Genomic DNA, 19600 nt, shown 5'->3' with positions numbered 1-19600 from the left:
CTCAGCGCCTCGCCAACAGGCCTTGCGGCCGGATGGCCAGCACAAGCACCATGATCAGGAAGGTCACGACGATGGCGTAAGTCGGGATGTAGACCGAGCCGAGCTGTTCGGCGAGGCCGATGATCAGCGCTCCGAGCGCGGCGCCGGGGATCGAGCCCATGCCGCCGACGATCACGACGACGAGGGATGCCAGCAGGAAGCGGATGTCTTCGCCGGGCGACAATGACTGGAAGGTGCCGCCGACCACGCCGGCGATGCCGGCAAGTCCCGCGCCGAACGCGAACACGGCGACGAAGACGAGCTGGATGCGCACGCCGGTCGCGGCCAGGATATCGCGGTCGTCGACGCCGGCGCGGATGATCATCCCGATGCGGGTGCGGTTGAGCGCGAGCCACATCGCGACGCCAATCACCACGGAAGCGACGAAAATCACGAGCCTGACCAGCGGATATCTGAGATAGACCGGCTCGCCCGAGGATTTGATCGCCGTCACCAGCGGCAGCTCTATGGGGCCGATCAGCCAGCCCGGGGTCTGGATCTGGTAGAAATCGCCACCGCAGGCCCAGAGCATGAGATCGGCAAACACGATCGACAACCCGATCGTCACCATGGTTTGCCTGAGATCCTGGCCCTCCATCCGGCGGAACACGATGACCTGGAGCAGGACGCCGACCAGGGCGGTCAGGATAAAGGCGACGATGAAGCCGAGGATCCACGAGCCGGTCGCAGCGCTGATGGCGTAGCCGACATAGCCGCCGAACAGATAGAGCGAGCCGTGTGCGAGGTTGACGTTGCGCATCAGCCCGAAAATTAAGGTGAAGCCGCTGGCCACGAGGAAGTAGAGGCCTCCGAGCGTGATGCCGTTGAAGAGCGCGTTGAGGAAGACACGCTTGCGGCCGATCGCCTCTTCGAGCCCTGGCGGCCAGACTGCGAAGATCAGCCAGAGCGCGACGGCAATGGCAATGATTGCGATCAGCGCCCAGGCGGGATGGCGTTCGACGAAGCGGCTCATGCTCTCGCCTCGTTTCGCTTGCGGCAGGGCAATCGCATGTCGGAAGTGGATTCTCCGCAGCCCATCCTTCGAGACGCCCGCTTTGGCGGGCTCCTCAGGATGAGGGCATCGTATGCGGCAGCAGTTTCAGCGGGGCCGATGCCGATTAGCCTCATCCTGAGGAGACTGCGGAGCGGCCGTCTCGAACGACGAGGCGCTTGCTCAGGCCGTTCCAAGATATCTGCGATTGCTCTCCCGCATGCTGGGAGGGTTCGCGCCGAAGACGCGGGGTCACTCCGACCCTCTCCCCGCAAACGGAGCGAGGGGGCATGCAAGCCGTTGCCGGCTGCGAGCCCTACCATGGACGAACGTCCTCCCTGGACTCGCGATCCTCTACCGGATCGCGTTGCCCGCATCCTAGCCAGGCGGCGAGGGCGACGTTTGATCGTGAGTATCTTTTCGTGGCCCGCGGTCAGGCGCGCAAAACCTTGGCTGCGCGACGATAATCGGTCGGGGCCATCCCCACATTGGCGGCGAAGAAGCGGGTGAAGCCGCTCTGGGAGGAGAAGCCGAGATCGAAGCCGATGTCGGCGATCGGCGTTTCGCTGGCCACCAGCGCTTCCAGCGCCTGTTCCATGATCAGCGTGTTGAGATAGAGGTTCGGCGTGACGCCGGTCTGGACGCGGAACAGCCGATAGAAGTGCGGCCGCGACAGGCCGGATTCGCGCGCGATCGTATCTAGCTCGATTTCGGCGCCGGGGCTTTCCGACATCATCTTGATGCATTTGCGCACGCGGAAATCGGTGACGGAGCCGCTTGTGCGCGGATCGCGCGCGATCTCCGCCTGCTGCCAGCTTTCGTCGTAGCAGATGTCGATCAGCCTCCTCAGCTCGGAATCGAGACTGGAGAGCGATGGTGCGCCGCACACGAGCGCGGCGGTCCTCCGGATGTGCTTGTCGAGTGCAGGCGTGCGCCTGAACTGGGTGCGGCCGAAACGCAAGCGGTCGGAGCCGGAGCCGTCCGGCGCAAACCATTCGGCATTGACGTAGAGCACGAAGAAGATGGCGCCGCCGTCGAGATCAGCCGGTAGGAAGTTGTGCGGCTCCCATGGATTGACGGCGACGACGGAGGATTCGGTGAGATCATAATGCCCGTTGGAGACGTCGATGCATGCGGGCATGCCGCCGACATGGAAGATCAGATGACCTTCGCGATGGGCGTGGATATTGAAAGGGCGGTTCAACTGATAAACCGTCGCCCGGCCGAACCGGCCGTGGAAGACGGCGAGCGCACGGCTCATGCCTTCCCCTCCCGAATGTTCTTGTCTTTTCGGCCAGCGTTCAACAACGCCGCCGAGATTGCAAGAGCGGAGAGCGACCGCGTCAGCAAGTCGCTCTCCGCCTGCGCCGCGCAGACGTGATGCGTCAGTACTTCTTACATTCCGGCACCGTGCGGCTCGGCAATCCGATCTTCGCGAACACGGCCGGATCATAGCCGAGCGTCTGGTTCACGTTCGGGATCACCTTCACGACCTTGCTGAACAGCGCACCCTTGCCGTCATCGACGACCTCGGTGACGAAGTTCGTGCCGATCGCCTGGCGGTTGGAATCGAGCTTGATCTTGCCGTTCGGCGCGTCGATCTCGATCTTCGCCAGCGCCTCCTTGAACTTCGCCTGATTGTTGGAGAGATCGCCGTTGACCTGACGCAGTGCGAGGATCAGCGCCATGGTTGAATCATAGTAGTTGGTGGCCAGCAGCGACGGGCTCGGGAAGCGCTTGTTGGGCGGGAAGGCGTCCTGATAGGCCTTCACGAACTTCTGCCAGCCGGGATCCTCCCAGGTGTCAGCCTGACCGCTCGCCGCAATGGTGCCGATCAGCGCGTTCTTGGCGTTCCCCTTCGACGACAGGATGGTCTGGTCGATCATGATGGAACCGCCCATCAGATGCGCCTTGCCGCCGGCCTGCTGATATTGGTTGAGGAAGTTGACGGCGTCGGCGCCGCCGAGCCCGAGATAGATGGCGTCGACGTCGTCGGGCAGGGCGGCGATGACGGAGGCGAAATCCTTCGTGCCCAGCGGCACCCATTGCCGGTTGGTGACCTGTCCGCCCATGCCGCAGAATTCGAGCACCAGCCCGAACACCTGGGTGTAGATGAAGGAATAGTCCTCGCCGACGGTCGCGATCTTGCGATACTTCTTTTCCTCATAGGCGTATTTGCCGAGGCCGACCTGCCATTGCGCGCCGTCCATGTTGTAGCGGAAGAAGTTCGGCGCAGGATCGACATAGGTGGTCTCCTGCGCGCCGGACGCCGCATTGATGAAGGTTAGCTCGGGATGGGTCTTGGCAAAGTTCTTCACGGCGATGCCTTCGTCGCCGGAGAGCGGCGAGAGCAGGATCTGCACCTTGTCCTGCTCGATCAGCTTGCGCACGGCGCGCACGGCGGAGTCCGGCGTTGCGTCGGTCGAGGCGACGATGAATTCGAGCTCCTTGTCGCCGACCTTTTTGCCGAGCACGTTGAGGGCCGTCTGGTGGCCGCGCATGCCGTCCTCGCCGAGCACCGTATAGGTGCCTTCGAGCGTTGCGGTCACGCCGACCTTGATCTTTTCCTGGGCGATCGCGGCGCCTGAAAGAAATAGGCTGCTCAGCGCGAGCAGTCCCACACTGCATTTCGACATTGTGCTCCTCCCCTGTGTCGTCGATTTGCCGCCAACCGGCGCGACGCCCGCGGCTCTCGAGGCTCGCGGATTTGACGGGAAAGCTAGCCGAAGTTGCACGCGGCGCATGCGTGGACGCCTCGTTCGGCTTGACGGGCAGTCTCATTTTGGATGTTGCGGCGCAAATGGTTTCGCGGTGCAGCAGGTGCTGGTTGCGGGTTCATCCCGCGAGGAATCCTCCGTCCACCGCGACCACGGTGCCGGTCGCATATTGCGAAGCCGGCATGCACAGGAAGGCGACTGCCCCGGCGATGTCCTCGGGCCGTCCCCAGCGCTTGAACGCGGTCCGGTCGGCGATGCGCTGATAATGGGCGCGGTCGGTGCGGCCGGCGGCGTTGATCGCGGTTTCGATATAGCCGGGCGCCACCGCATTGACGCGGATGCCTTCCTCGGCCCACTTCAGAGCCAGCGCCTTGGTCAGCATCACGACGCCGCCCTTGCTGGCGCAATAGGCGGGAATCCGCGGCAGCGCCAGCATTGCGTTCATCGAGGCGATGTTGACGATCGAACCTTTCTGCCCCGCGAGCAGGGGGTGGAACGCCATGCACGTCCGGAACGTGCCGGTGAGATTGACGTCGAGCACCTTCATGAAGGTCTCGATCTCGAATTCCTTGTCGCGCGCGAGAATTCCGGCGCAGTTGACCAGCGCGTCCACGCGCGTTTGCTGCCGCGCGAAGGAGTTCACGGCCGTATCGTCGGTGACATCGAGCGTCGCGAGCGTGAGCCCGGTGCGCGGCTTGAGCAGGGTGCGGGCGAGATCGGCCTCGTTCGCGCCGGTTGCGGTCACCGTCGCGCCGAGCTCGCAAAACTGGTTACTGATCGCCGCGCCAATGTCGCCGGCGCCGCCGATCACGACGGCATGAAAGCCGGGCGCGAGGGAGAAATTCGAATTCATCCGTAGGGTCTCACTTCAGGGATTTCGGAGGCGGAGCCGTCGATTCACGGACCACCAGCGAGAAGTCGATCTCGCGATGCATGATGGTCTGCTCGCCGGCAAGGCTGCGCACCAGATATTCCCCGGCGCGCTGCCAGGTTTCTCCGGTCGGAACGTGGATCGTCGTGAGGCTCGGGCGCAAATGGCGGCTCCAGTCGAGGTCGTCGAAGCCGACCACCGACAGATCGCGCGGCACGGAGAAGCCGTCCCGCTCCGCCTCGAGCAACACGCCATAGGCGATGACGTCGTTGCCGCACACCACCGCGGTCGGACGGTCCTTGAGATTGAGAAGATGACGCGCAGCCTCGCGCGCGTCATCGAGCGTATAGGGCACCTCGACATGCCATTGCGGTGGAAGTTCGAGCCCGCTCTCGGCGAGCGCGCGGCGAAAGCCGGAGACGCGCGCGCTGGCGCGGTCGTTGTTGCGCTGGAGCGCCGAGACGATCCCGATGCGCCGGTGACCGAGCTCGATGACGTGCGCGGCCGCACGATGGGCGGCCGCCTCATTGTCGGTGCCGACGCAAGGATAGGGCCGGTCAGGCTGGTAGATGCCGACATTGATGAAGGGCACTGCATTGTCGGCCAGCAGCTTGCGCAGTCCCTCGTGGTGGCAGTCGCCGCGCAGCACGAGGCCGTCGACGCCGCGGCTGATCAAGTTGCGCGCCTGCTGCAGTTCGACATCGAGGTCATAGCCGCTCGTGGTGAGGAACAGCATGTATCCGACCGACGACAGATACTGCTGGAGCGAAGCAATCCCGCGCGCGAACATCGTATTGTCGATCGTCGGCACGATCGCGCCAAGGGTGCGAGAGCGGCGCGACGAGAGGATGCGCGCCGGCGCGTGCGGAATGTAGCCGAGCGCTTCGATGGCCTGCTCGATCCGCGCGCGCAGAGATGGGCTCACCGCATCCGGATTGTTGAGGGCGCGCGACACCGATGCGGTTGAAACGCCGGCCCGGGCCGCGACGGCCCGTATTCCCTGTTTCATCGACTTGTTCATCGACTTGGCGTTGGTCAGCCGCATGAATGTAACGTTACATTGGGTAAGCAGCCGCTTGATAGCGGCGATATCGTAAATTTGCCGCAGATTTCGCAGGTTGTCCATCGCTTGACACGGCCAATGCGAAGTCTAGATTGTAACCGTTTTCAGATCGCGTTCAAACGCGTTCAAGAATTGTCTGCCGACTCAAGGCAGCCAGCCGGGAGGAGAGTTCGATGAAGGCCAGGATGCTCGCGACGCATGTCGCGTTGCCCGTTTTCGTGATTGCGGCCGCCTGCGCGCAGGCGCATGCGGCCGATTTCGACTGGATGAAGTTCAAGGGCAAGACCGTCACCTTTCTCGCCAACAACAATCCGGTCGCGCAGGCGCTGCTGACCTACAAGGCCGACTTCGAGAAATTGACCGGCATGACCCTGAAGGTCGACGGCTACCAAGAGCAGCAGATGCGCCAGCGTCTGGTCACCGTCATGAACGCGAACAGCGACGAGGTCGACGTGTTCATGACGCTGCCCTCGCGCGAGGGCGAGCAGTTCGCCGCGGCCGGCTGGTACGCCGATCTCACCGCCATGGCCAAGAACGAGGTGGCCAAAGAGTACGACCCGGCCGGGCTCAGCCAGGCCTTGCTGAAGGCCGCGACCTTCAGCGGCAAGCTGACCAGCATGCCCATGAACATCGAAGGTCCGATCTTCTATTACCGCACCGACATCTTCAAGAAGTGCGGCCTCGATGCGCCGAAGACGATCAAGGATGTCGAAACTGCGGCTGCAAAGATCAAGGCTTGCGACAGCGCGGTGACGCCGTTCGTCTCGCGCGGCCTCAAGCCCGCGGTCGCCTACACTTTCAGCAACATGTTGCACAATATCGGTGGCAGCTATATCGCAAGCGGCAAGTCGAACCTCTGCTCGGCCAAAGGCAAGGAAGCGCTCGACACCTATAGCCGGCTGCTGCGCGATTTCGGACCGCCCGGCGTCGTCAACTACAGCTTCCAGCAGATTTCGGCACTCTACCGCAGCGGCCGTGCCGCGATGGCGTTCGAATCCTCCAATGAGCTGCGCACGGTGATGGAAGGCGGCGCCCGGCTGAAGGACACCGGCCTATTACCATTCCCGGCGGGCGAGGCCGGCCAGGTGCCGACCACGATCGGCTGGGGCATCGCGGTGTCCTCGCACAGCAAGCAGCCGGAGGCGGCCTGGTATTTCGTGCAATGGGCGACCAGCCCCGAGGTGCAGAAGAAGATGGCGCTGCAGGGCATTGCCCCGCCGCGTCCGTCGGTCGCCAAGGATCCCGAATATCGCAAATGGATCGACGAAGAGCCGGTCCGCAAGGAATGGCAGGCCGCGCTCGACGTGCTCGCCACCAAGGGCTCCTCCGAGGTCGGCTATCCCATTGTCGCGAATCCGCAATCACGCGAGTTCATCGGGCAGGCGGTGCAGGATCTGATCCTGAAGCAGAAGACGGTCGATCAGGCTTGCGCCGATGCCGACAAGGCGCTGGACGCGCTGATCGCGCTCAACTAGCCGCCCGATGCCGGCTGGCTTGCGCGCCGGCCGGCAGCTAACTCGATCGAGGACACGAACACATGTCCGATACGGCTGCGACACTCACGCAGGACCGGCAGCGGCTGGAAGTGGCGACACTTTCGGCGCCGGCCGTGATCTTCACGGTCGCGATGATCGCGTTTCCGGTCGTCTATACGATCTGGCTTGGCTTCCAGAATTTCTCCTCGACCGGCAAGCAGTCCTTTGCCGGCCTCGCCAATTATTCGAAGCTGATTTCCGACTACGAGTTCTGGCACGGGCTGTGGGTCACGATCGCGCTCTATGTGCTGTCGCTGGTGCTCCAACTCGTCTTCGGCGTCTGGCTTGCGCTGGTGTTGTTTCACGCCAAGCGCCTGCCGGGAATTGTGCGCTCGCTGTTCATCTCTCCCTTCATGATGCCGCCGGTGGTGGCGGGCATGATGTGGCTGGTGATCCTCGATCCCTCGCTGGGGGCGGCGAACTATATCCTGCAGTCGTTCGGCCTGCCGCCGTCGGACTGGCTGGCCTCGCCGGCCCTGGTCATTCCGACCGTGGCGCTGATCGACAGCTGGCAGTGGACGCCTTACGTCGCCCTGATCGTGCTGGGCGGCCTGCAATCCCTGCCGCCGAGCGTCTACGAGGCCGCGCAGATCGACGGCGCATCTCCGTTCAGGACGTTCCAGCGCATCACGCTGCCGCTGCTGCTCCCGACCATCGTCACGGCCGCGATCCTGCGCAGCGTCGATCTGCTGCGCTTCTTCGATATCATCTATATCACCACCCAGGGCGGCCCGGGCAACGCCTCCAACACGCTCAACATCTACGGCTTCCGCGTCGGCTTCGAGTTCTTCAACATCGGCTATGCCAGCGCGCTGATGCTGACGCTGACGGCGATCGTGTTCGGCGCTGTGCTCGCCTTCAACCGCCTGCGCGGCGCAGTCGCCTGGTGACGCGATGACGGACGCTGCCACCACCGATCGCTGGATCCGCTGGCTCAACCTGGTGCAGCTCGTGCTGGCCGGCGTGCTCATCATGGCGCCGACGGTTTGGATGGTGCTGTCTTCGTTCAAGCCGTCCTTCGAGGTCACAGCCTATCCGCCGACGCTGATCTTCACGCCGACGCTCGACAATTATGTCGAGCTGACCAGGACGACGCCGTTCCTGAGTTACGCACTCAACAGCCTCATCGTCACCGTCGGCTCGACCGCGCTTGGACTGCTGTTCGGAATTCCCGCGGCTTTCGCCGTCTCCTGGACGCGGATTTCGTGGCCGGCGATCCTGACGCTGGCCGCCCGAATGGCGCCCGGCACGCTGTTTCTGCTGCCGTGGTATGTCATGTTCCGGCAGGTCGGCATGATCGGCTCCTACACCGCGCTGATCCTCAGCCACGCCGTGATCACGCTGCCCATCGTGATCTGGGTTCTGCTGCCCTCCTTTGATGGCATCCCGCGCAGCGTGTTCGAGGCAGCGCAAGTCGATGGATGCAGCGTCACGCGCATCCTCTGGCGCATCGCGCTGCCGCTGGTGGCCTCAGGCGTCGCCGTGTCGGCGATCCTCGCCTTCGTGTTCTCGTGGAACTACTTCCTGTTTGCGCTGGTGCTCTCGAATGGCGACACCAAGACGCTGATCGCGGCGGCCTTCAACTTCATCGGTGAAGGTTCGACGCAATGGGGTGCCCTCATGGCGGCGGCGACGCTGATCGCGTTGCCGCCGCTGGTGCTGGCGGCTCTGGTTCAGCGCTGGCTGGTCTCCGGACTGACCCTCGGCGCGGTGAAAGGCTAGATCTCTGATGAACGTGTCACCCCGTCCCAATTCGATCATGCAAGCCGCAGTCTTCCACGGCAACGACCGCATCACCATCGAGCGCGTGGCGATGCCCGACGTCGGCGCAGGCGAGGTGCTGGTGCGCGTCTCCCGCACCGCGCTGTGCGGCTCGGATTTCAAGCTCTGGCATAAGGGCGCCGAGTTCACTGCAGGTCACGAGATCTTTGGCATCGTCGAGCAGCCCGGCCATCGCCTGCACGGGCGGCGCTGCGCCGTCTATATCCCCTTGCACTGCGATCACTGCGCGGCCTGCAGGCGCGGCGATACCCAGATGTGCCTGGAGGTCTCCAGCCTGATCGGCTGGAACAGGCCGGGCGGTTATGCCGAATATGTGCCGGTGCCGGAAAACTGCCTGCTGCCGGTGCCCGACGACATCGAGGACAGTCTGGCGCCGCTGCTGCTCGACACCATCGGTACGTCCGGCCATGCCGTGCGCTTCGTCAGCCGTGTCGTGCCGCCGGCTGAAACCGGCCCGGTTCTCGTGATGGGGGCAGGCCCGGTCGGCCTCGGCGTCGTGCTGGCGCTCCGCGCACTCGGCTACGACGACGTCTACGTCGCCGATCCCAATGCCGCGCGCCTCAAAATCGCGCAATCCTTTGGCGCGAAGGCGCACGCCGTCGGCGATACCTCCAAGCGCTTTGCTCTCATCATGGAGTGCTCCGGCGCGCATGCGGCACGGAATCTCGGCATCGAGCTGGTCCTGCCGCGCGGTGCCTTGGTGTTGGTCGGCGAGAACGCCGCGCCCTGGACCATCGAGGAAGGCAAGGTGTTCCGCCGCAAGGATTTCTACATGATCCGAACCTTCTACTTCCCGGTCTCGGATTTCGAGCCGAATGTCGAGCTGCTGCGCAAGTACAAGGACGAATACCGCGTTCTCGTCGATGGCGAGTTCAGCCTCGCGGCTCTCCCTGAGAATTTCGCCCGCTTCGCCAAGGGCGAGCTGATCAAGCCGGTTCTGGCGCTGGACTGAGCGATCATGGCCTCGATCTCGATCCGCAATCTCGTCAAGCGTTACGGCAATTTCACCGTGATCCCCGATCTCAACCTGGAGATCGCGGACCATGAATTCGTCGTCTTCGTCGGTCCGTCCGGCTGCGGCAAGTCGACCTTGCTGCGCATCATCGCGGGCCTCGAGCCGATTTCGTCGGGAGACCTCTACATCGGCGACAAGCGCGTCAACGGCGTGCAGGCCGCGCAGCGCGACATCGCGATGGTGTTCCAGGACTATGCGCTCTATCCGCACATGAAGGTCTACGACAACATGTCGTTTGCGCTGGAGTTGCGTGGAGTGCCGAAGGCGGAGATCGACGCGCGCGTGAAGCGCGCCGCGGCGCTGTTGCACATCGAGCCTTATCTGGATCGCAAGCCGAAGGAGCTGTCGGGCGGCCAGCGGCAGCGCGTCGCCATGGGCCGTGCCATCGTGCGCAATCCCAAGGCGTTCCTGTTCGACGAGCCCCTGTCCAATCTCGATGCCAAGCTGCGCGGACAGGTGCGGGCCGAGATCAAGGCGCTGTCGCAGGAGCTGAAGACCACCATGGTCTTCGTGACCCACGACCAGATCGAGGCCATGACCATGGCCGATCGGATCGTGGTGCTCCAAAGCGGCACGATCCAGCAATACGACACGCCGGAGACGGTTTACGAGCGGCCCGCCAACCAGTTTGTCGCCGGCTTCATCGGCTCGCCCGCGATGAATTTCTTCGCGGTCGAATGGCAACAGGAGCGTGCGATCCTTTCGCAAGGTGGAGCGGCAGTGCCGCTGGACAGTAAGGCCGCGGGCCGCCTGCGTCAGGCCCGCAATGCCGTGCTCGGCATCCGCCCTGAACATTTCGTCGTGGCCGCGGATGGCGCCGACGGACTCGCCGTCAACGTCAAGCTGGTCGAACCGCTCGGCTCGGACACGTTGATCCATTTCGATCTCGCCGGCGCCTCCGCGATCGCGAGGGTCGATCCGTCGCTGCGGCCGAAGGTCGGCGATCGACTCAGCCTTCGTCCGCAACCGGGCAAGACGCATTTGTTCGATGCGGCCAACGGGCAGGTGCTGCGGTGAGTGCACCCGCGCATATTGGTGATCTCTCGGCGCTGTCGGACGTGGCGGCAAAGGCGAGGTCCGTGCACGTGATCTGCCTCGGCCTGTCGGCGCTCGACCAGGTCTGGCGCGTCGACCGTCTGTTCGCGGGTAGAAGCGAAAAGATCAAGGCTGTCGGTTACGGCACGCTTGGCGGCGGCATGGCTGCCAACGCGTCGGTCGCGATAGCAAGGCTCGGCGCGTCCGTCACGTTCTGGGGGCGGGCAGGGAACGATGCCGCCGGCCACGAGATGAAATCGTCCTTCACGGCCGAAGGCGTCGATGTCGAGAACTTTCGGCTGTTTCCCGATGGGCGCTCGTCCGTCTCCGGGATCATCGTCGACAGCTCCGGCGAGCGGCAGATCGTCAATTTCCGCGGACTTTATCCGGAAGCTGCGGATTGGCTTCCGCTCGAAGCCGTCGCGCGCGCATCCTCCGTGCTGGCCGATCCGCGCTGGGTCGAGGGCGCAGTGACGCTGTTCCGCGAGGCGCGCGCGCGCGGCATTCCGACGGTGCTGGACGGCGACATGGCCGACGCCGAGGTGTTCGAACGGCTGCTGCCGCTGACGGATCATGCGATCTTCTCCGAGCCCGCGCTCAGATCCTTTGCTGGCTCGGCCGAAGACAAATCGCTCGCGGCGCTCGCGCGCTTCGGCTGCGAGGTCGTGGCCGTCACGCGCGGCGAGAACGGCGTGAACTGGTACGAGAACGGCCAGTCGCATCGGCAGGCCGGCTATGCCGTCGAGGTCGTCGACACCACGGGCGCTGGTGATGTCTTCCATGGCGCCTATGCGCTTGCGATCGGCGCCGGCCTCGATGTGCGCGCCGCCATGGCGTTCTCGGCAGCCACGGCTGCCATGAAATGCCGCCATGCCGGCGGCCGCAACGGAATCCCCGATATCAACGAGTGTCTTGCATTCATGAGGACGATGCCATGAGAACGATTGGAAAGAACCGCGGCCTGGCACGGCTTGCTGACGCGGATGGCCATTTTCGCATGGTCGCGCTGGACCAGCGGCCGCCACTGTTCGACGCCATCGCCAAAGCAAAGGGCATCACGCGGGATCAGGTCGAATATTCCGACGTCACGACAGCCAAGCGCCTTCTCGTCGAGAACCTCGCGCCGCATTGCAGCTCGATGCTGTTCGACCCGAACTTTGCCGTGCCCGCGGCGATCGATCTGCTGCCGCCGCGCTGCGGCCTGATCATGACGCTGGAAGAGCACCGCGTCGAAGAAACCGCAGGCGGCCGCAAGTCGCGCGCAATCACCAACTGGAGCGTGGAGAAGATCCGCGCCATGGGCGGCGATGCCGTCAAGGTGCTGGCCTGGTACCGGCCGGACGCGGACCCCGACGTGAACGAGCACCAGAAGCGCTTCGTGCGTGAGATCGGCGAAGACTGCGCCCGCCACGACATTCCGTACGTCCTCGAGCTTCTGGTCTATCCGTTCCTCGGCAGCGCCAATCACACCGCCGACTACGTGGAATCCCCAGGCAAGCTTCCCGGTCTCGTTATCGACAGCGTGCGCGAGTTCGCCAAGCCCGAATATGGCGTCGATCTCCTCAAGCTGGAGAGCCCGCTTGCGGCGGGCAGCCTGCCGGCCCGAGACGGCAGCGCCGAAGCCAAGGCCGCGCAAAAGGAGTTCGATGCGATCGGCGATATCTGCCGCGAGCACGGCATTCCCTGGGTGCTGCTGTCGGGCGGCGCTGCGCCGGAAAAGTTCGAGCGTGTCCTCGATTTCGCCTATGCGGCGGGAGCGGGCGGTTTCCTGGCCGGGCGCACCATCTGGCTCGATGCCGTGCTGAAGAACTATCCGGATCGCGCGGCGGTGTCGGCGAGCCTGCGCAAGGACGGCCTCGGTGTGCTGGAGCGGCTCAATAAGCTGACCACGGCCAAGGCCGCGCCGTGGAAGGCACGTTTTCCGGTGTTCGCTGATATCAAGCAGGAAGGTGACTTCGCGCGCGCCTACTGAGATAGTGGCTTTCAGCGGTTGATCCCGATCGCAGGATTCGCACCATGACTGACGGCTTCGCCATCCGCTCGATTGAGGCGTTTTGCTATCGCTATCCGCTGGCGACGCCGGTGGTGACCTCGTTCGGCAGGATGCTCAACCGTCCCGCCGTCTTCGTTCGCGCTGTCGACGAAGACGGCGTCGAGGGATGGGGGGAGGCCTGGTCGAACTTTCCAGCGCCGGGCGCGGAGCATCGCGCCCGGCTCGTCAACGAGGTGCTTGCGCCCGGCCTTGTCGGCCGCAAATTCGACAGTCCTGCTCAGGCCCTCGACACCCTGGCCAGGGGCACCGAGGTGCTGGTGCTTCAATGCGGCGAACCCGGTCCGTTCGCTCAGGCGATTTCGGGCATCGATCTCGCGCTGTGGGACATCTGCGCGCGCCGTCAGCGGTTGCCGCTATGGCGGCTTCTGGGCGGGCAGTCCGACATGATCAAAGTCTATGCCAGCGGCATCAATCCTGGGGGAGCCGCGCAAACGGCCGAAGCTGCGCTCGAGCGCGGCCATCGCGCACTGAAGCTGAAGGTCGGCTTCGGCACCGAAACCGACCTCGCCAATTTGGCCGCGCTGCGCGGACTTGTCGGCGCCGGCATGCTCGCCGCCGATGCCAATCAGGGCTGGTCAATGGCGCAGGCGCTTCAGATGCTGCCGCGACTTGCCGACTTCGAGCTGCGCTGGTTGGAGGAGCCGATCCGCGCCGATCGCCCCCGCGAGGAATGGCGCAGTCTGCGCGCCGCAGCGCAGATGCCGATTGCCGCCGGCGAGAACATTTCGGGCGTCGAAGCCTTCAAGGATGTTCTGTCCGAAGGCGTGCTTGGCGTGGTTCAGCCTGATATCGCGAAATGGGGCGGCCTCAGCCTCTGCGCCGGGCTGGCTCGCGACATCCTGGTGGCGGGCAAGACGTTTTGCCCGCACTATCTCGGCGGAGGTCTCGGCTTGCTTGCGTCCGCGCATCTTCTTGCCGGTATCGGAGGTGATGGCTGGCTTGAAGTCGATGCCAACGACAACCCGCTCCGCGATCTGTTTTGCGGCTCGATCATCGACGTGAGGGAAGGGACAGTTAAACTGGGCGAAGACCCCGGGCTCGGAATAGTGCCCGATCTTGCCTCTATCGAGCGCTATCGCAGCATCTAGATCAGAGTAAAGAGACCTGTTGGCTTCCGGCCGCAAGCTCTCGCTTGATTGGCCTCGTTCTCTCTGGCCGTGACTTCCTCAAAGTGACCCATGATGGACTGGAGCCGAGACCTCAGTATTCGGAGCATTGAGTACATTGTGGTGATCGATCGGAGTGTGTGCCTTGCCAATCTGGCGAGGGGCCCGTTTCGTCCTCCGTCAACCCCTTCCCGTAAAAATATTCCACTTTACCGAAATTCGGAAATATCGTATACCGCGAGTCATTCCGGCTCATCCTTGAGGGGCGATCATGAGGTCGTCATGTTCGCGAGCCGGGTTTGCGGTGGACGCGGCAGCGTCGGGCGCGAGTGGCCAAGGGCAGGGCGGATTGCTCTCCGTGAGCCCTGGGCATCGCGCGGACGAACGGCGCTGCTAGGCTTCGTCTCGTCTGTAAGTTTCCGGCTCCGTCGACAGGGCTGGGAAAACTGCGGCGAAATGGCGGGCCGTGCGTACGGCAAAACCGTGTGGTCCTGGCCGTCGTTGCTACGGTCAAGCTCTTGCGGAGGCGGCATTCGCGTCAACCGGCGCGGTGACGGCGACTTTCGCAAGGACGAGGGAGGCCAGAAGGAACTCGGCTCCCGGGAGAGCACGGCATAAGCCGTCCGACCATCGCGCAGGGAAGGCCGAGTGATTGGCACCACCTGTATGCTGCTGTGCGGTTCTTCCTGCGTGTGCTTCTCGCGTAGCGGACCGCGGGTGCGAGGTCAGCACCCGGCCTTCCCTGCGCCCTCTTGGCTTTCAGAGGGTGGAGCGATCAAGCAAAGCTCGGGTGAAATCAGCCGCGAGGATGCGGAGGTGTGTCCTTGAAGGATGTGTTGGCGCATCGCGATGCTGCCGCTCGCTTCGTCAATTCGTCGGTCCGTCGCCGCGAATGGCGAACGTCGTCGCCTTCAGCTTGGTCATGCCGAACTTGTCGAACAGCTTGTCATAGCTGCCGTCGGCGCGGATCGCGGTGAGGGCATCGGCGACGGCCTGGGCGAGCTGCTTGTCGCGGAAGGCGAAAGTGATGTCGGTGCCGGCGATGTCGCGGACCCAGATTTTTGCGATGCCCTTCTGCTCGAGCGAGTTGGCGGTTTCGTTGATGTTGAGCGCCGCCTCGAGCTGGCCGGCGCGCAGCGCCGCTGAGGTGGCGGTGACGGTGGTGAAGGTGCGCAGCTCGATCGGCTTGAGGCCCTTGGCCTCCATCGCCGTGCTGAACTCGCGCGCCTTGCGCTCGGTGTAGGTTGCCGATTCCACGCCCACCACGCGGCCGGCGAGATCCTCGAACTTTTCGAGCTTCAGGCTGGAGGAAGGATCGGTGTAGATGCTGATCGCCTGCTGCGCGTAAGGCACGAGGTAGAGCATCTTCGAGCGCTCCTCGGTCCAGAACAGGCCGGTGTTGATGGCATCGAAGCGCCCCGAGCGCAGCGCCGGGATCATCGGCGGGAAGTCCATGCGCAGGAACACCGCCTCGATGCAGATACGTTTGGCGATCTCGCGGGCGAGCTCGACGTTGAGGCCCTGCAGCTCGCCCTTGTCGTCGACGAATTGCTGCGGCGGCAGCGTCGGGTTGATCGACATCTGCCATTTCGGCGCCTCGATCAAGCTCGAGGCCGGCACTTTCGGCGTGCAGGTCTGGGCAACGGCGGCTTGCGTCAGGCCGACCAGAAGGAAGAGGGCGGAGAGGGTTCGTGGATATCGCATCTGAATACTCCGATCAAATCGTGGGTGGCAGAGGAGCCGTTCTCCGGTCCGACGTCTTCTTCATTGTGTCCTCACATGGCTGCCGATGCGTCGGCTTGCCGGGTCAGGATCAGCGAGATGTGGCGGGCCGCGGTCACCACCTCGTCGCGCTGGTTGATGAGGTCGAGCGTCTCGATGACGATGCCGCGCGCGGGGTTTTTGGTCGGGCGCTTCTCGACGAAGCGGAAGCGCACACGCAAGGTATCGCCGGCGACGATGGGACCCTTGAACCTCACCTCGTCCCAGCCGAGCGAGGCGACCGAGGTCTCCTCATACAGCTTCAGCTCCGATTTCAGCCCTTCCATCAGCGACAGGCCGAATAGCCCGTGGCCGATCACCGCGGGAAAGCCGCGCGAGCGCGCATAGGGGCCATCGACATGGAGCGGGTGATGATCGCGCGTGACGTCGGCGAAGGCCGTGATGTCGGATTCCGTCACGATGTGCACGGCGGTCTCGAACTCCGCACCGAGCGCGATATCTTCGTAACGGAGATTGATCGGGCCGCTGGCGTTCATGCTGATCCCTCAGGCAACCTTCCGTGGCCGCGCCGGCAGCGCCTTGAACCTCTGCGCGATCCCCATCGGCCCGGAGCGGAAGATGCGCGGATCCATGTCTTTCAGCTGCGGGCTGATGCGCGGCTTGAAGCCCATATGGGCAAGAATGTCCTCCTCCAGCCGCACGCCGGGTGCAATCTCGGTCAGGGTCACACTGCCGTTCTCGAGCTCGAACACGGCGCGCTCGGTGACGTAGCTGACATGCTGGCCGCGCTGTGCGGCAAACGAGGCGCTGAAGCTGATCTGGCCGACTTGCGGCACGAATTTGCGGAAGGCACCGTCGCGCCGGATCGCGAGGCGGCCGTTCTCGACGCCGATGTCGAACTTGCCGCCGGTCATGGTGCCGCTGAAGATCAGCCGCCTGGCGTTCTGGGTGATGTCGATGAAGCCGCCGGAGCCGTCGCGGCGCTCGCCGAAGCGGGTGACGTTGACGTTGCCGGCCTCGTCCACCTCGGCGAAGGAGAGGAAGGCGCAGGAGAGGCCGCCGCCGTCGTAGAAGTCGAACTGATAGGCCTGGTCGAGAATGACGCGCGGATTGATGGCGGTGCCGAATTCGCGAGCATGACCCGGCACGCCGCCAACCACGCCGGATTCCACCGTCAGCGTGATCAGGTCGGAGATGCCTTCCTCGGCCGCGACATTCGGGATCATCGCGGAGATGCCGACGCCGAGATTGACGACGTCGCGAGGGCGCAATTCGAACGCGGCGCGGCGGGCGATCACCCGGCGTTCGGTCAGCGGATCGGGCGTGATCATCGCCACCGGCACCCGCGTCTCGCCGCAGCGCGCGGGATCGTAGGCGGTGCCATAGGTCTGCATCTGTTCGGGCTCGAGCACGACGTGGTCGATCAGGAATCCCGGAATCTTCACCAACTGCGGATGGATCGAGCCGCGCTTCACGATGCGCTTGACCTGGCAGATCACGGTGCCGCCGGCATTGTGCACGGCCTGGGCGATCGAGAGATCCTCGCGCGTCGTGCCCTCGTGCTCCATGCTGATATAGCCGTCCTCGTCGGCCGAGGTGCCGCGGATGATGGCGACGTCGGGCGGGGCAGGGACGCGGTAAAGCAGCCAGGACTGGCCGTGCAGCTCGAGCAGGTCGACCAGCGGCGCTGTGGTGCGCTTGTTCATGCGCCCGCCGTCCTGGCGCGGGTCCATATAGGTGTTGAGGCCGACATGGGTGAGCACGCCCGGATGCTTCGCCGCCATGGCGCGGCAGAGCTGGCTCATGACGCCCTGCGGGAAATTGTAGGCGTCGATCAGCTCGTCGCGGACGAGGCGCATGAACGGCACCTGCAGGCCGAAATTGCCGCCGATCACGCGCGCGATCAGGCCTTCATGGGCGAGATGGCAGAGGCCCTTCTCGGTCACGGCGCCGACGCCGGTGATGTTGATGAGCGTCAGATTGTGCGGGCCCTGGCCGCCGAGAAATCGCCGTTCCAGCGCATCGAGGATGGCTTCGGCAGCGCCCGTGCCGCCATTGCCGCCGACGATCAGCGTGTCAGTGTCGCGGATGAGGCCGGCGGCCTCTGCCGCCGTGATGATGCTCAGCATGACGGCGCTTCCCGCATCACGCGGCCTCCTTCTCGACCTGGCGGGCGATGATCAGCCGCTGGATCTGGTTGGTGCCCTCGTAGATCTGGGCGAGACGGACGTCGCGGAAGATCCGCTCGATGCGGTATTCGCGCGAATAGCCGTTGCCGCCGTGGATCTGCAGCGCGTTGGAGACGTGCTTCATCGCCATGTCGGTCGTGAACAGCTTTGCCTGCGCCGCCTCCTTGGCGATCGGCTCGCCGGCATCGTGCAGCCGCGCGGCATGATGAATCAGGAGGCGCGCGGCGGCGATGTCGGTCGACATGTCCGCGAGCATGAACTGCACCGCCTGGAAGCCGATGATGGCCTGGCCGAACTGCCTGCGGTCGCGCGCATAGGCGGTGGCGTCCTCGAACGCCGCCTGCGCCATGCCAAGCGCCATCGAGGCCATCATCAGCCGGCTGAAGTTGAAATTGCTCATGGCCATCTTGAAGGCCTGGTTCTCCGGCCCCATCACGCTGTCCGCAGGCAGCTGTACGTCGGAGAAGGTGATCTGGCAGTCGTCGAGGCCGTGCATGCCGAGCAGCTCCTCGTTCCTGCCGCGGGCGATGCCGGGCAGGGCGCCGTCCACGAGCAGGCAGGAGATGGCGCGATGGCCTGCGTCAGACTCGGTGCGCGCGAACACCATGATGCGGTCGGCGACGCCGCCGAGCGTCACCCAGGCCTTGGTGCCGTTGAGCCGCCAGCCATGGCCTTCGCGCACCGCGTTGGTGCGGATGCTTGCCACATCGGAGCCGTGGTCCGGCTCGGAGACGGCGGTGGCTGGAATGATGTCGCCGCTCAGGATCTTCGGGATCAGCGCCTTGTGCGCGTCGGTGCCATGATGATCGAAGAACAGCACGGCCTCGACGGGGATCGCAAAGGCATTGGCGACCGCGCCGGAGCAGCGCGCCAGCTCCTCCATTGCGATACAGGCCGCGACCGCATCGAGCCCGGCGCCGCCGGCGCCTTCACGCAGGCAGATGCCGAACAGGCCGAGATCGGCCATACCCTTATAGAGGCTGCGGTCAAAGCGGTCCTCGCGGTCGATCGCGGCGGCGCGCGGCAGGATCTCGCTTTCCGCGAAGCGGCGGGCGGTCTCGCGCAGGGCTTTCTGGTCTTGGCTGTAGAAGCGGTCCATGAGTGCGGCTCCCGTCAGTCGCTGGCGAGCTTGGAATCGTGGGAGACTTCGCTGCGGTCGCGATCGAGGAAATAGACGGCGACATCGTCGCCCGGCACGCCATAGGCGCTGCATACGGCGCGGGTCAGCGCGATGGCGGCGGCGCGCCGCTCGGCCTCGCTGCGGCGGAAGGCGTGGACCTTGAGCAGGATGCGCTGGCCGCTGGCCTGGGCGCCGAACGTGCCGGCATGGGCGTAGTCGTCGGGCGAAATGGGCAGAAAATAGAGCGTGACCGTATCCGCGGTGACGCCGAAGGCAGACATCAGGCCATCGGTGACCGAGTGCGCCAGCGCGGCCTTGCGCTGGATTGGGACTTGCGGGGCGAACACTTCGACATAGGGCAT

At 64.5% G+C, this 19600-nt stretch carries 18 protein-coding genes; 8 read left to right on the top strand and 10 right to left on the bottom strand.

Annotation, left to right across the window (positions count from 1 at the left end):
• Position 1: 1 nt before the first annotated feature.
• The 5 genes from ACVIIV_RS29955 to ACVIIV_RS29935 form a co-directional block, all read right to left on the bottom strand.
• On the bottom strand, positions 2-1012 hold the full coding sequence (locus tag ACVIIV_RS29955; RefSeq protein WP_456747376.1) for a branched-chain amino acid ABC transporter permease: 1011 nt from the start codon (positions 1010-1012) through the stop codon (positions 2-4).
• A 451-nt stretch (positions 1013-1463) separates the two neighbouring features.
• Positions 1464-2291: an AraC family transcriptional regulator gene (locus tag ACVIIV_RS29950; RefSeq protein WP_456747375.1), complete on the bottom strand. Its 828-nt coding sequence runs from the start codon at positions 2289-2291 to the stop codon at positions 1464-1466.
• A gap of 124 nt (positions 2292-2415) precedes the next feature.
• The gene (locus tag ACVIIV_RS29945; RefSeq protein ID WP_456747374.1) at positions 2416-3666 is read right to left on the bottom strand and encodes an ABC transporter substrate-binding protein; all 1251 of its coding nucleotides are present in this window, start codon (positions 3664-3666) and stop codon (positions 2416-2418) included.
• A 199-nt stretch (positions 3667-3865) separates the two neighbouring features.
• Positions 3866-4600, bottom strand: a complete 735-nt coding sequence (locus tag ACVIIV_RS29940) for an SDR family NAD(P)-dependent oxidoreductase (RefSeq protein ID WP_456747373.1) — start codon at positions 4598-4600, stop codon at positions 3866-3868.
• 10 nt (positions 4601-4610) lie between these two features.
• The gene (locus ACVIIV_RS29935) at positions 4611-5663 is read right to left on the bottom strand and encodes a LacI family DNA-binding transcriptional regulator (RefSeq protein WP_456747372.1); all 1053 of its coding nucleotides are present in this window, start codon (positions 5661-5663) and stop codon (positions 4611-4613) included.
• Positions 5664-5854: 191 nt separating this feature from the next.
• On the opposite strand from ACVIIV_RS29935, the gene ACVIIV_RS29930 reads away from it, so the two are divergent.
• From ACVIIV_RS29930 to ACVIIV_RS29895, 8 genes are all read left to right on the top strand, one after another.
• Positions 5855-7156, top strand: coding sequence for an ABC transporter substrate-binding protein (locus ACVIIV_RS29930; RefSeq protein WP_456747371.1), 1302 nt, complete (start codon positions 5855-5857; stop codon positions 7154-7156).
• A gap of 62 nt (positions 7157-7218) precedes the next feature.
• A complete protein-coding gene (locus ACVIIV_RS29925) occupies positions 7219-8106 on the top strand; it encodes a carbohydrate ABC transporter permease (protein WP_456747370.1) in 888 nt (295 codons plus the stop codon).
• 4 nt (positions 8107-8110) lie between these two features.
• Positions 8111-8938: a carbohydrate ABC transporter permease gene (locus tag ACVIIV_RS29920; protein WP_456747369.1), complete on the top strand. Its 828-nt coding sequence runs from the start codon at positions 8111-8113 to the stop codon at positions 8936-8938.
• 7 nt (positions 8939-8945) lie between these two features.
• Positions 8946-9950 carry a zinc-dependent alcohol dehydrogenase family protein gene (locus ACVIIV_RS29915; protein ID WP_456747368.1) on the top strand — a complete coding sequence of 335 codons (1005 nt, stop codon included), beginning with the start codon at positions 8946-8948 and terminating at the stop codon, positions 9948-9950.
• Between the two features lie 6 nt (positions 9951-9956).
• Positions 9957-11030: an ABC transporter ATP-binding protein gene (locus ACVIIV_RS29910; protein WP_456747367.1), complete on the top strand. Its 1074-nt coding sequence runs from the start codon at positions 9957-9959 to the stop codon at positions 11028-11030.
• Positions 11027-11986 (top strand): sugar kinase, encoded by a 960-nt coding sequence (locus ACVIIV_RS29905; protein ID WP_456747366.1) that lies wholly within the window; start codon positions 11027-11029, stop codon positions 11984-11986. The genes ACVIIV_RS29910 and ACVIIV_RS29905 overlap by 4 nt, the downstream gene beginning before the upstream one ends.
• The gene (locus ACVIIV_RS29900; protein WP_456747365.1) at positions 11983-13020 is read left to right on the top strand and encodes a tagatose 1,6-diphosphate aldolase; all 1038 of its coding nucleotides are present in this window, start codon (positions 11983-11985) and stop codon (positions 13018-13020) included. Before ACVIIV_RS29905 ends, ACVIIV_RS29900 begins: the two co-directional genes overlap by 4 nt.
• A gap of 44 nt (positions 13021-13064) precedes the next feature.
• Complete coding sequence (locus ACVIIV_RS29895; RefSeq protein WP_456747364.1) at positions 13065-14189, top strand: mandelate racemase/muconate lactonizing enzyme family protein; 1125 nt, start codon at positions 13065-13067, stop codon at positions 14187-14189.
• A gap of 885 nt (positions 14190-15074) precedes the next feature.
• Here ACVIIV_RS29895 and ACVIIV_RS29890 read toward each other — a convergent pair.
• The 5 genes from ACVIIV_RS29890 to ACVIIV_RS29870 all read right to left on the bottom strand — a co-directional run bounded on the left by ACVIIV_RS29890 (position 15075) and on the right by ACVIIV_RS29870 (position 19600).
• Positions 15075-15911 carry an ABC transporter substrate-binding protein gene (locus ACVIIV_RS29890; protein WP_456747363.1) on the bottom strand — a complete coding sequence of 279 codons (837 nt, stop codon included), beginning with the start codon at positions 15909-15911 and terminating at the stop codon, positions 15075-15077.
• A 71-nt stretch (positions 15912-15982) separates the two neighbouring features.
• Complete coding sequence (locus tag ACVIIV_RS29885) at positions 15983-16465, bottom strand: MaoC family dehydratase (RefSeq protein WP_456747362.1); 483 nt, start codon at positions 16463-16465, stop codon at positions 15983-15985.
• Positions 16466-16474: 9 nt separating this feature from the next.
• On the bottom strand, positions 16475-18058 hold the full coding sequence (locus ACVIIV_RS29880; RefSeq protein ID WP_456747361.1) for an acyl CoA:acetate/3-ketoacid CoA transferase: 1584 nt from the start codon (positions 18056-18058) through the stop codon (positions 16475-16477).
• A gap of 16 nt (positions 18059-18074) precedes the next feature.
• Entirely contained in the window at positions 18075-19217 is a 1143-nt protein-coding gene (locus tag ACVIIV_RS29875) for an acyl-CoA dehydrogenase family protein (RefSeq protein WP_456747360.1), read from the bottom strand.
• A gap of 14 nt (positions 19218-19231) precedes the next feature.
• Complete coding sequence (locus tag ACVIIV_RS29870) at positions 19232-19600, bottom strand: tautomerase family protein (protein WP_456747359.1); 369 nt, start codon at positions 19598-19600, stop codon at positions 19232-19234.

The sequence above is a fragment of the Bradyrhizobium sp. USDA 4354 genome (assembly GCF_054060315.1).
This window is presented reverse-complemented; position numbering and strand designations above follow the sequence as displayed.

What these genes read in the sequence shown, in the direction of transcription:
- ACVIIV_RS29955 (WP_456747376.1), bottom strand. Translation starts at nt 1,012, where the DNA reads ATGAGCCGCTTCGTCGAACGCCATCCCGCCTGGGCGCTGATCGCAATC.
- ACVIIV_RS29950 (WP_456747375.1), bottom strand. Translation starts at nt 2,291, where the DNA reads ATGAGCCGTGCGCTCGCCGTCTTCCACGGCCGGTTCGGCCGGGCGACG.
- ACVIIV_RS29945 (WP_456747374.1), bottom strand. Translation starts at nt 3,666, where the DNA reads ATGTCGAAATGCAGTGTGGGACTGCTCGCGCTGAGCAGCCTATTTCTT.
- ACVIIV_RS29940 (WP_456747373.1), bottom strand. Translation starts at nt 4,600, where the DNA reads ATGAATTCGAATTTCTCCCTCGCGCCCGGCTTTCATGCCGTCGTGATC.
- ACVIIV_RS29935 (WP_456747372.1), bottom strand. Translation starts at nt 5,663, where the DNA reads ATGCGGCTGACCAACGCCAAGTCGATGAACAAGTCGATGAAACAGGGA.
- ACVIIV_RS29930 (WP_456747371.1), top strand. Translation starts at nt 5,855, where the DNA reads ATGAAGGCCAGGATGCTCGCGACGCATGTCGCGTTGCCCGTTTTCGTG.
- ACVIIV_RS29925 (WP_456747370.1), top strand. Translation starts at nt 7,219, where the DNA reads ATGTCCGATACGGCTGCGACACTCACGCAGGACCGGCAGCGGCTGGAA.
- ACVIIV_RS29920 (WP_456747369.1), top strand. Translation starts at nt 8,111, where the DNA reads ATGACGGACGCTGCCACCACCGATCGCTGGATCCGCTGGCTCAACCTG.
- ACVIIV_RS29915 (WP_456747368.1), top strand. Translation starts at nt 8,946, where the DNA reads ATGAACGTGTCACCCCGTCCCAATTCGATCATGCAAGCCGCAGTCTTC.
- ACVIIV_RS29910 (WP_456747367.1), top strand. Translation starts at nt 9,957, where the DNA reads ATGGCCTCGATCTCGATCCGCAATCTCGTCAAGCGTTACGGCAATTTC.
- ACVIIV_RS29900 (WP_456747365.1), top strand. Translation starts at nt 11,983, where the DNA reads ATGAGAACGATTGGAAAGAACCGCGGCCTGGCACGGCTTGCTGACGCG.
- ACVIIV_RS29895 (WP_456747364.1), top strand. Translation starts at nt 13,065, where the DNA reads ATGACTGACGGCTTCGCCATCCGCTCGATTGAGGCGTTTTGCTATCGC.
- ACVIIV_RS29890 (WP_456747363.1), bottom strand. Translation starts at nt 15,911, where the DNA reads ATGCGATATCCACGAACCCTCTCCGCCCTCTTCCTTCTGGTCGGCCTG.
- ACVIIV_RS29885 (WP_456747362.1), bottom strand. Translation starts at nt 16,465, where the DNA reads ATGAACGCCAGCGGCCCGATCAATCTCCGTTACGAAGATATCGCGCTC.
- ACVIIV_RS29880 (WP_456747361.1), bottom strand. Translation starts at nt 18,058, where the DNA reads ATGCTGAGCATCATCACGGCGGCAGAGGCCGCCGGCCTCATCCGCGAC.
- ACVIIV_RS29875 (WP_456747360.1), bottom strand. Translation starts at nt 19,217, where the DNA reads ATGGACCGCTTCTACAGCCAAGACCAGAAAGCCCTGCGCGAGACCGCC.
- ACVIIV_RS29870 (WP_456747359.1), bottom strand. Translation starts at nt 19,600, where the DNA reads ATGCCCTATGTCGAAGTGTTCGCCCCGCAAGTCCCAATCCAGCGCAAG.